Genomic DNA, 10,311 nt, shown 5'->3' with positions numbered 1-10,311 from the left:
AAGGGTGACCTTGTGGGAGAGTAGGACACCGCCGGACAACCATTACACGGATGGCCACCCCCACAGGGGGTGGCCATCCGCAGTTAACCCACCATGTTAAGCGGCGGTCGTCACACCGAGGCCGCACCCGACGCGTTGCGGTGGGAGCCGTGGATGTCGATCCCTCTCGCCTCCGCGATCGCGTCGGCTGCTCGCACCAGGGCGAGGTGGGAGAGCGCCTGCGGCGTGTTGCCGGCCTGCCGGTCGTTGCCGACGTCGTACTCCTCCGAGAGCAGGCCGACGTCGTTGGCGAACCCGACGAGGCGATCCATAAGCGCTGTCGCGTCATCCACTCGCCCGGAGCGGGCATACTGCTCGACCATCCAGAAGGAGCAGGCGAGGAACGGATTCTCTCCGGGCGGCAGCCCGTCGACGCCCGATTCGGTGCGGTAGCGCATAACGAGGCCGTCCTGCAGCAGATCCTGCTCGATGGCGGCGACGGTCGCGAGCATCCGCGGGTCGTCGGGGGCACAGTAGCCGACCTGCGCGAGCTGCAGGAGCGAGGCATCCACCTCTGTCGTGCCGTAGTGCTGCACGTAGCAGCCGCGCACGGGATCGACCCCCTGGCTCTCGATCTCGTCTCGCACCTGGTCGCGCAGCTGAGCCCAGCGCTCGACGGGGCCCTCGAAGCCGTGCTCGGTGACCGCCCGTACGGCCCGGTCGAGCGCCGCCCAGATCATGGCGCGCGAGTGCGTGAAGTGCTGCACGTCGCCACGGATCTCCCAGATGCCGTGGTCGGGCAGCATCCAGGTGGCCTCGAGCTGGCCCATGAGCGCGCGTTGCAGCGGCCAGGAGAACTGGGACTCCTCGACGCCGGTCTGTCGCGCGGTGTGCAGGGCGACCATGACCTCGCCGATCACATCGCCCTGGAACTGCTGGAAGGCGCCGTTGCCGATCCGCACGGGCGAGGCGCCCTGGTATCCGGGCAGGCTCGGGAGCTCGCGCTCGGCGAGATACCTCTCGCCGGAGAGGCCGTACATGATCTGCACGTCGCCGGGGTCGCCGGCGATCGCGCGCAGCAGCCAGGCGCGCCAGTCGTTGGCCTCGCGCTCGAAGCCGTGCCCGAGCAGCACCTCGAGGGTCAGCGCCGCATCGCGCAGCCAGACGTAGCGGTAGTCCCAGTTGCGGTTGCCGCCGAAGGTCTCGGGCAGGGAGGTGGTGGCGGCCGCGACGATTCCGCCGGTCTTCTCGTGGGTGAGCGCGCGGAGCACGAGGAGGGAACGGATGACCTCGTCGTGGTACGGGCCGTCGTGCGAGCAGTTGCGCGCCCAGTCCTGCCACCAGCGCTCGGTGTGCGCCTGCACCCGATCCGCCTCGATCGGCGCCGGAACCGAGCGGTGCGAGCGGAACCAGGTGAGCACGAGATCGATCGTCTCGCCCTCGCGCACCTCGAAGTCGGCGGTGTGCCTGTGGTCGTCGGGGGAGAGCTCGGGGCCGCGGAGCACAACGGCGTCGGGCCCGGCGATCGCGACGAGGGACGACCCGCCGGGTTCGGCGACCTGCCTGACCCAGGGGACGGCGGTGGCGTAGCCGAACCGCAGGGTGAGGGCCTCGTGCATAACGACCGTGCCGCGGATGCCGCGTACCCGGCGCACGAGGTCGGCGCGTCCGTCGCCGTGCGGCATGAAGTCGACGACCTCGACCTCGCCGTCGTCGGTGGCCCAGCGGGTGGACAGCACGAAGGTGTCGCCGCGGTAGCCGCGGGTGGCGACGGCGGACGGGTCGGCGGGTGCGAGCAGCCACCGACCGTGGCTCTCGTCGCCCAGAAGAGCGGCGAAGATCGAGGAGGAATCGTAACGGGGGAGGCAGAGCCAGTCGACGCTTCCGTCTGCGCCGACGAGTGCCGCGGTGTGGCAGTCGCTGATAAGTGCGTAGTCCTCGATAGTGAGTGCCATTCACTCATCCTGACAGCTACTCTGAGAATCATGGCCTCGACTGTTGCGACTCTGCTCATCTTCGGAGCGAGCGGAGATCTCTCGTCCCGTCTGCTCCTGCCGGCCCTGGGCCAGCTCCTCACCCGCAATCCCGATCGGCGTGTTGCGCTCATGGGCTCGGGTGCCGAGGATTGGGACGCCGACACCTGGGCCGAGACGGTGCGCACCTCCTTTGCGACGGTCGATGCATCCGGCCCCGCCGTCGACGCCGTTCTCGCGTCGACGAGCTACCACAAGGCCGACGTCACCTCGCCCGAGGAGCTCACCGAGCTCTTCGCCCTGGTCGAGGGCGCCCCGGCGATCTACTTCGCGCTTCCGCCCGCGGTCACGGCGATGTCGTGCGCGGCGATGCTCACGATCGATCTTCCCGCCGGCACGACGCTGTGCCTCGAGAAGCCGTTCGGCACCGATCAGCGCAGCGCCGAGAAGCTCAACGGCGTGCTCGCCAAGCTCGTTCCCGAGGACCGCATCCACCGGGTCGATCACTTCCTGGGCCGCTCGACGGTCTTCAACCTCGTGGGCCTCCGATTCGCGAACCGGATCTTCGAGCCCCTGTGGAACAGCGAGCACATCGAGCGGATCGACATCGTCTACGACGAGCAGCTGGGCCTCGAGGACCGCGCGCGCTACTACGACGGCGCCGGCGCGCTCGTAGACATGATCCAGAGCCACCTGCTGCAGGTCATGGCCGTTCTCGCGATGGAGCCGCCGTCGACCCTGGATGCCGCGGACCTCCGCGACGCGAAGGGCATGATGCTGCGCGCCACGAGGGTGTGGCGCGGCAGCCCGGTGAAGTCGAGCCGGCGCGGGCGCTACACGAAGGGCACGGTCGACGGCCGGTCGCTCAAGTCGTACGTGGCCGAGAAGGGCGTGGACCCGGCGAGGGAGACCGAGACCCTGGCCGAGGTCACCTTCGAGGTCAACACCTGGCGCTGGGCCGGCGTGCCGTTCACACTCCGCTCGGGCAAGGCGCTCGGGGAGCGGCGTCGTGAGATCGTCGTGACCTTCAAACCGGTGCCGCACCTGCCCACGGGCCTGTGGGGCGTCGAGGCGCCCACGAAGCTGCGCATCATGCTCGCGCCCGACGAGATGTCGCTCGAGCTCAACATCAACGGCCCCGGCGACCCGAAGGAGCTGGAGAGGGTGAGTCTCGGCGCGACCTTCGGCGAGGGCCAGCTGCTGGCCTACGCCGAGGTGCTCGAGGGCATCCTGGCCGGCGACCCGTCGCTCTCGGTGCGCGGGGACACGGCGGAGGACTGCTGGCGGATCGTGGCCCCGGTGATCAAGGCGTGGCGCAAGGACAAGGTTCCGCTCGACGACTATCCCGCCGGCTCGAGCGGACCCGCATGGTGGATGCCGCTCGGCTAGACCGGGGGCTCCTGCGGCTCGGCGGACGGGGTTCTGGCGGGACGGCTCAGGCGACGAGCTTCGTGCTCCTCGCGGGGTGCTCGTCGGCGCTCTCGCTGCTCGTGCTGCCCTCTCGGATCTCGGCGCTCTCGCTGCCCTCCCGAGCGTCGGAGCGGGCGGGCTCGACCTCGGTCCAGCGGGCGATGGGCTCGGGGCTCCAGCCGAAGGCCGCGGGCTCCTGCTCCGACGGGGCGGTGACGGGCGTGGTCGCGACGGGGCCGGTCTCGACGCGCGAGAGGCCGGGGGCGGCATCCTGCCCCGTGAGCGCTTCACGTGCAGTGCTGAGCGCCTCGGTGAGCTGCACCGAGACGGATCTCGCGAGCAGGCTGTGGAAGATCCCGTCACCCGATTCCGCGGTGCGGCGCTCCACGATCCACGATCCGCGTTCGCCGATGAGCGCGGCGATCTGCGTGTGGACGATGTCGAAGATCTGCTCGTCGCTCAACGCGGGGGATGGCGCAGGCTCGATCCGGCGAGACCGTCGTCGTAAACCGAACATCTCGAAACCCCTTCCCTGCGGCATACGGTGTTCGATGCGTGTGCTGTGCGGTGTTCGATACCGACTTCAGTGTGCGCTACAATCGCCGGCCGGGTCGCCGGACACGCCGGAGAGCCGCAACCGTAATACCCAGGTGGGCGCAGGAAAGCGGGGCTAACGCCGGTCGTCTGACTCGGCTTCGAGCTCTCTGGACTCCTCGACGACGGTGCCGATGGCGACCGCGAGCGAGATGCCCGCGCCGATGATCGTGAGCACGAGCCGCCAGTCGCGCGGCCCCTTCCGGGCAGCCATGACGGTCGTGACGACGCCGATCAGCGCCCCCCAGATGTGCGCGTTCAGAACGTATTTCCTCATCGTGACCCTCCGCTCCCTTCCAACGCTATCGTGTGACTCTCAGCCCGTCACGATCCGCCCGCGAAAGGATGCCGATGCGATCAGCCCTGGTCGGCGCCATCCTGCTCGTGCTGGGGGTGATCGCTATCCCTCTGGGCGTCCTCTCGCCGTCGGATGCGGCAGAGCTCGTCGACCGGGTCTGGCCGATCCTCGTCTTCGTCGTGGCCATCACGGTCGTCGCCGAGCTGGCGTCGGAGGCCGGGGTGTTCCGCTGGCTCGCCGAGAAGGCGGCCCTCGCGGGGCGGGGGCGTGTGCTCTGGCTCTGGCTGCTCGTGGTCGCCCTGGCGACGGCGAGCACTGTCTTCCTCTCGCTCGACACGACGGCCGTTCTGCTGACGCCCGTGGTGGTCGTGCTGGCGCGACACAGCGGGATCAGCCCGATCCCGTTCGCGCTCACGACCGTGTGGCTCGCGAACACCGCGAGCCTCCTGCTGCCGGTCTCGAACCTCACGAACCTGCTCGCCGAGCACGCGCTCGGCGGCGTCGGGCCGGGGGACTTCGCACGCTTGACCTGGGCGCCGGCGATCGTCGCGGTCGTCGTTCCCGTCGCGGTCGTCGCCGTCCTCTTCCGCCGACAGCTGCGCGAGAGCTACTCCGCCCGGCCCGCCGGCCGGATCGAGGATCCGGTGCGCTTCGGCTGGAGCTGCGGTGTGCTGATCGCCCTGCTGCCCGCGCTCGTGAGCGGGATGCCGGTGTGGATCCCGGCATCGGCCGCTGCGGTGCTGCTCGTCGTCGTCGCGATCGTGCGCACGCGCGAGCTGCCGTCGTGGACCCTCGTCCCGTGGTCGCTCGTGCTCTTGGCCGCCGGGCTGTTCCTCTTCCTCGAGGCCGCCCACGCGCTCGGCCTCGGGGTGCTGCTCTCGGCCGTCTCGGGGCGCGGCGACGGGCTGGGCTCGCTGCTGCAGCTCTCGGGTGTGGGCGCGGTCGGGGCGAATGCGATCAACAACCTCCCGGCGTATCTCGCGCTGGAACCCGTCGCCGACTCGCCCGCCCGGCTCGTCGCGCTGCTGATCGGGGTGAACGCCGGGCCGCTCATCACTCCCTGGGCGTCGCTCGCGACCCTGCTCTGGCACGAGCGGCTCGTCGCCCTGGGGGTTCGGATCCCGTGGCGGCGCTACGTTCTGCTCGGCCTCGTCGTCGCACCGGTGACGGTCGTCGCCGCCACGATCGCCCTGTGGATCCTGGTGCTCGTTCCGCTCTGAGCGGTGCCGCGGTCGAGGGTCTCGACCTCGCGCAGGCTCAGGATGCGTTTGCGGGCGACCGCGATGTACGAGAGCGCGAGACCGAGGAGCGCCCAGAGCACGAGCGCACCGAGCCCCAGCCAGACGCCCGAGGTGCCGTCGACGACGCCCTGCATGGCGGTGAGCGCCGACGACATCGGCAGCCAGGAGAGCACGGTGTCGAAGATCGGCGGGACGGTGGAGATGATGCTCGCGGCGAGCGTCACGACGATGAGGATCATCGAGACGAAGCGGCCGACGCCTCCGAAGAGCGCGACGAGGCCCTGGTTGACGGCGGCGAAGGCCGCGCCCGCGAAGGCCGCGACACCCGCGTAGGCGAGCCAGTGCGCGACATCGAGCTCGAGGGCGAACTGCATAAGACCGGCGACGAGCACACCCTGCACGAGCCCGAGCACGAGCCCCGGCAGGTAGCTGCGCAGTGCGATCCGCGCCGAGGACTGGGTGGTCAGGAGCGCGCGCCGGGAGACCGCCTGCAGCACGAGATAGCTCGCGAAGGCACCCAGCCAGAGGGCGAGCACGGCGAAGAGCGGGATGCTCGAGGTGCCGAAGAGCTCGGTCGAGGCGCCCGTCGTCGTGACCGGCTCCGACACCACCGAGGCGAGGTTCTCGCGCTCGGAGTCGGTGTAGCTCGGCAGTTGGGCGACGGCCTGGTCGAGGCCCGTGGCGAGCTGGGCGGCGCCGGTGTCGAGCTGTGTCGCACCGCTGGACAGGCTCGCCGCGCCATCCGCGAGCTGGTTCGCCCCGTCGGAGGTCTGACTCACGCCGGCGGCGAGCTGCTGCGCCCCGGAGGCGGATTGCGCGATGCCGTCGGTGAGCGCGGGCATGCCGGCTGCGAGCCGGCTCGTGCCGTCGGCGAGCCCGCTGAGCCCGGTGGTGAAGTCGGAGGCCTGCGCTCCGATCGCGGCGAACTGGGCTTGGATGCCCTTCGCCGTGTCGCACGCCGGGCCGGGCGTGGCGCAGGCGTTGTCGACGACGGGCTGGAACTGGGCGGCGGCGGTCGTGAGGCCCGCGAAGGCCTGGTTCGCGCCGCTCGAGAGGGCATTCGCCCCCGCCGCGAGCTGCGCCGTCTGATCGGGCAGCCCGGCCGTCTGCTCGGAGAGCTGCGAGAGACCGGATGCGAGGCCGTCGGCCCCTGTGGAGAGCTCGCCGATGCCCGAGGCGAGCGAGGTGGTGCCCGTCGAGAGCCCGGTCGCGCCGGTGGCGAGGTTCGCCGTGCCGTCGGCCAGCTGCTGGGCGCCGGTCGCGGCCGTGCCGATCTGATCGTGCAGGCTGTTGAAGCCGAGGTAGACGTTGTCGAGGTAGGTCGTCGTGAGCTGCTGGTTGAGGATCGTGGTCGCCGTGCTCGTGATCGTCTGGCTGATCGCGTTGTCGACGAGCTTCGACGTGCCGCTCGTGGCGACGTCGATCGTCGCCTGCGTGGCGTCGGCCGCATCGCCCGAGTAGGAGGTCGCGGCGGCCGAGAAGTTCTGCGGGATCGTGACCACGGTCACGTACTCCCCGCTCGCGAGGCCGGCCTTCGCGTCATCCGCGTCGGTGAGCACCCAGTTGTAGTTCTCGCTCGCGGGCAGGGAGCTCGTGCCGGACGAGGAGTCTGCCGCGCCGCTCGATCCGCCGGCGCCGCTCGTGTCGTCGACGCCGTCGATGAGCGCTCCGGCGAGCTGGCGGCCGAGCGGCACGGTCTGACCGTTGAGGGTCACCGGCTCGTCGTCGTTGACGACCGCGGCCGTCACCTGGTCGAGCCTCTCGGTCGGATCCCACAGCGCCCAGACGAGCAGGCCGCCGATCACGAGGGGAACCAGGAGCAGGCCCGCGAGCGAGACCCAGGTCACGCGCCTGTCGGAGCGAGCGCGTTCGAAACCAAAGAGCGACATCAGAGCGCCACCTCCTGCAGGGTGAGATCGGGGTTCGCCGTCTCGGGGATCATGGTCACGACGACCGTCTCCGTGCCCGCGGGCAGGATGTCGTCGATGGTGGTCAGATCGGCGCAGCTCGCGACGATCGTGAGAGTGCACCCGGTCGCGTGCGCCGTCATGAGGGCGCCCTCGATCTCGTCGCGCACCGCCCGGCGCACGTCCGGGTCGCCGAGCCGGTCGACGTCGTCGAGCACGAGCACGGCGGGGGAGTTCGCGAGTGCGGTGCGGATGTCGCCGACGGGATCGGTCGCGAAGGCGAGCCGCACCATGGCGACGCGAGCCCGCACGGCCGCAGCCCGGGTCGGGAGCACGTAGCCGGCGACCTTGAGCACGCCGGAGTCGGATTTGACCCGGCCGGCGAGGGTCAGCAGCAGCGCCGACTTGCCGCTGCGGTGCGGACCGTGCACGACGAGCGCGCCGTCGGCGGGAACCCGCACGGTCACCGGCGGGTAGACCGGCCGGCCCTTCTTCGTGAGGCCCGCCTCGTCGGCGGCGATCGCGTACCGACCGCCGGGCTCCGGCCAGTCGGCGAGCTGGAGCTCCTTCTGCAGCCCGTCGCCCTCCACGTCGAAGGAGGGCAGCACGCGATCGAGCCAGCGCGGCATCCACCAGGCCTTGTCGCCGAGCAGGGCGAGCACGGCGGGCACGAGCGTCATGCGCACGATGAAGGCGTCGACGAAGACGCCCACCGCGAGGCCGAGCGCGATCGGCTTGATCGAGCTGTCCCCTTCGGGGATGAAGGCTGCGAAGACCGAGATCATGATGATCGCCGCAGCGGTCACGACCTTGGCCGAGCCGACGAAGCCGCTGTCGATCGCGCGCCGGGCGTTGCCGCCGTGCACGTAGTCCTCTCTCATGCGGCTGACGAGGAAGACCTCGTAGTCCATGGCGAGTCCGAAGAGCACGCCCATGAGGATGATGGGCATGAAGCTGATCACGGGGCCGAGCGTCGCGACGTTGAGGGCGTCGGCGAAAACCCCGTTCTCGAAGACGAGGGTGACCGCCCCGAAGGCCGCGCCGACCGAGAGCAGATAGCCGAGCGCCGCCTTGATGGGGACGGCGATCGAGCGGAAGACCATCGTGAGCAGCACGAGCGAGAGTCCCACGACGAGGATGCCGAAGGGCAGCAGTGCTGCCCCCAGGCGGTCGGAGATGTCGATGCCCGCCGCGGTGTAGCCGGTGACCGAGAGGTCGACCCCGAACTCCTTCTCGAAGTGGTCGTGCAGGGAGCGGATCTCGGCGACGAGGGCCTTCGTCTCCTCGGAGTTCGGGCCGCCCTCCGGGATCACCTGGATGATGCCGGTGTCGGCCGTCTCGTTGGGGGTGGCGAGCGGAATGGAGGCGACGCCGTCGAGCCCGCCGATCTCGGCTCCCAGCTCGTCCATGAGGCCCACGGGGTCGGTGCTCGAGATGATCGAGCCGGTGACGATGAGGGGTCCGTTGAAGCCGGGCCCGAAGTTGTCGGAGATGAGGTCGTAGGTCACGCGGGCCGAGTCGTGGACCGGCAGCGATCCGGCGTCCGGCAGGCCGAGCCGCAGCTGCGAGGCCGGCACGAAGGCGAGGCCGAGCACCCCGATGACGGCGATGACCGTCACGATCGGCCACTTGGTCGCCGCGCGCACCCAGCCGAGGAAGAAGCCCCGCGGGATGGCGGCGGTGGCCGAGTGGGCGAGCGAGGGGGCGGATGCCGGTGACTGAGCGTGCGCGCCGGCCCCGGCCTGCTCGCCCTCGCGGCCGTCCTCGTGACCGCCCTCGTGACCGCCCTCGTGTCCGCTTGCGCTCGCGGGCACGGGGGCCGCCGCGTGCTTGTGCGCCGTCTGCGCGCGGAGCTTGCGGGGGAGCAGGCGGTTGCCCGCGAAGCCGAGCAGGGCCGGGGTGAGCGTCACCGAGATGAGCACGGCGATCGCGACAGCGGCCGCCGCGGCGATGCCCATCGTCGTGAGGAAGGGGATCTGCGCGACGGCGAGGCCGAGCAGGGCGATGATGACGGTGAGCCCCGCGAAGACGACGGCCGAGCCCGCGGTCGCGACCGAGCGGGCCGCCGACTCCTCCGGATCGATGCCGTGCCTCAGCTGCCCCTGATGCCTCGAGATGATGAAGAGGGAGTAGTCGATGCCGACGGCGAGTCCCAGCATCAGCGCGAGCAGCGGCGTCGTCGAGGAGATCGAGCCGAACAGGGTGGCGATGAAGATGAGGCCGATCGACAGGCCCACTCCGAGGAGGGCCGTGAGCAGAGGCATCCCGGCCGCCAGGAAGGAGCCGAAGGTGAGGATGAGCACAACGAGGGCGATGAGCACGCCGATGAGCTCGGTGATGCTCACGGTCGGCAGGCTCTGCGAGAACAGCTGACCGCCGACGGCGGTCTGCGAGCCGGCGGGCAGGGCGTCGCCGAGCTCCGTGCCCGCGGCCTGGATCGCCTCCGACGTCGTCGCGGTGATCTCGCTCTGCTCGCCGTCGAGCTGCACGCCGATGATGGCGGCCCGGCCGTCGTCGCTGATGGAGCCGGTGACCATCTCGTCGTACGGGGAGGTGACCGCGGCCACCTGGTCGAGGGAGCCGAGATCGTCGATCGTGCTCTCGACGGCCGACTGGACGTCGGCGTCGCGCACGCTCTCGCCGTCGGGCGCGACGACGACGATCTGAGCGGAGGCGCCGCTGACCTGCGGGAAGGTGCGGCTGAGCGTGTCGAGGGCCTCCTGCGACTCGGTTCCCGGGATCGAGAAGGCGTTGTCGGTACCCTGGTTCAGGAGCACCGCGCCGCCGCCGACGGCGGCGAGGATCACGAGCCAGAGCACGAGCACAAGACGTCGGCTACGGTAGGCCCAACGCCCGAGCGAATAGAGCACGGAGGACACGCGTTCTCCCTTGGTGTAGAGATAAAAACA

General features: G+C 70.5%; 7 protein-coding genes. 2 read left to right on the top strand and 5 right to left on the bottom strand.

The features are described from left to right. Window positions 1–110: 110 nt before the first annotated feature. Window positions 111–1,934 carry a glycoside hydrolase family 15 protein gene (locus CLV54_RS16810; RefSeq protein ID WP_100346155.1) on the bottom strand — a complete coding sequence of 608 codons (1,824 nt, stop codon included), beginning with the start codon at window positions 1,932–1,934 and terminating at the stop codon, window positions 111–113. A gap of 30 nt (window positions 1,935–1,964) precedes the next feature. Between CLV54_RS16810 and CLV54_RS16805 the strand changes: the two genes are divergently transcribed. After that, window positions 1,965–3,341, top strand: a complete 1,377-nt coding sequence (locus tag CLV54_RS16805; RefSeq protein WP_100346154.1) for a glucose-6-phosphate dehydrogenase — start codon at window positions 1,965–1,967, stop codon at window positions 3,339–3,341. Window positions 3,342–3,387: 46 nt separating this feature from the next. On the opposite strand, the gene CLV54_RS16800 is transcribed toward CLV54_RS16805, so the two are convergent. Together CLV54_RS16800 and CLV54_RS16795 are read right to left on the bottom strand one after the other, a co-directional pair. Further along, on the bottom strand, window positions 3,388–3,825 hold the full coding sequence (locus CLV54_RS16800; protein ID WP_211294593.1) for a hypothetical protein: 438 nt from the start codon (window positions 3,823–3,825) through the stop codon (window positions 3,388–3,390). 207 nt (window positions 3,826–4,032) lie between these two features. Beyond that, on the bottom strand, window positions 4,033–4,233 hold the full coding sequence (locus CLV54_RS16795; protein WP_100346153.1) for a hypothetical protein: 201 nt from the start codon (window positions 4,231–4,233) through the stop codon (window positions 4,033–4,035). Between the two features lie 74 nt (window positions 4,234–4,307). Between CLV54_RS16795 and CLV54_RS16790 the strand changes: the two genes are divergently transcribed. After that, window positions 4,308–5,474 carry an SLC13 family permease gene (locus CLV54_RS16790; protein WP_100346164.1) on the top strand — a complete coding sequence of 389 codons (1,167 nt, stop codon included), beginning with the start codon at window positions 4,308–4,310 and terminating at the stop codon, window positions 5,472–5,474. On the opposite strand, the gene CLV54_RS18160 is transcribed toward CLV54_RS16790, so the two are convergent. Both CLV54_RS18160 and CLV54_RS16780 read right to left on the bottom strand, forming a co-directional pair. Then, window positions 5,387–7,384, bottom strand: a complete 1,998-nt coding sequence (locus CLV54_RS18160) for a YhgE/Pip family protein (protein WP_100346152.1) — start codon at window positions 7,382–7,384, stop codon at window positions 5,387–5,389. The genes CLV54_RS16790 and CLV54_RS18160 overlap by 88 nt on opposite strands. Continuing rightward, complete coding sequence (locus tag CLV54_RS16780) at window positions 7,384–10,281, bottom strand: efflux RND transporter permease subunit (protein WP_100346151.1); 2,898 nt, start codon at window positions 10,279–10,281, stop codon at window positions 7,384–7,386. Before CLV54_RS16780 ends, CLV54_RS18160 begins: the two co-directional genes overlap by 1 nt. Between the last annotated feature and the right edge of the window lie 30 nt (window positions 10,282–10,311).

It is taken from the genome of Compostimonas suwonensis (assembly GCF_002797855.1).
Classification (GTDB): domain Bacteria; phylum Actinomycetota; class Actinomycetes; order Actinomycetales; family Microbacteriaceae; genus Compostimonas; species Compostimonas suwonensis.
The sequence above is the reverse complement of the archived record's forward strand: the minus strand, read 5'-3'. Positions and strand labels throughout refer to the sequence as shown.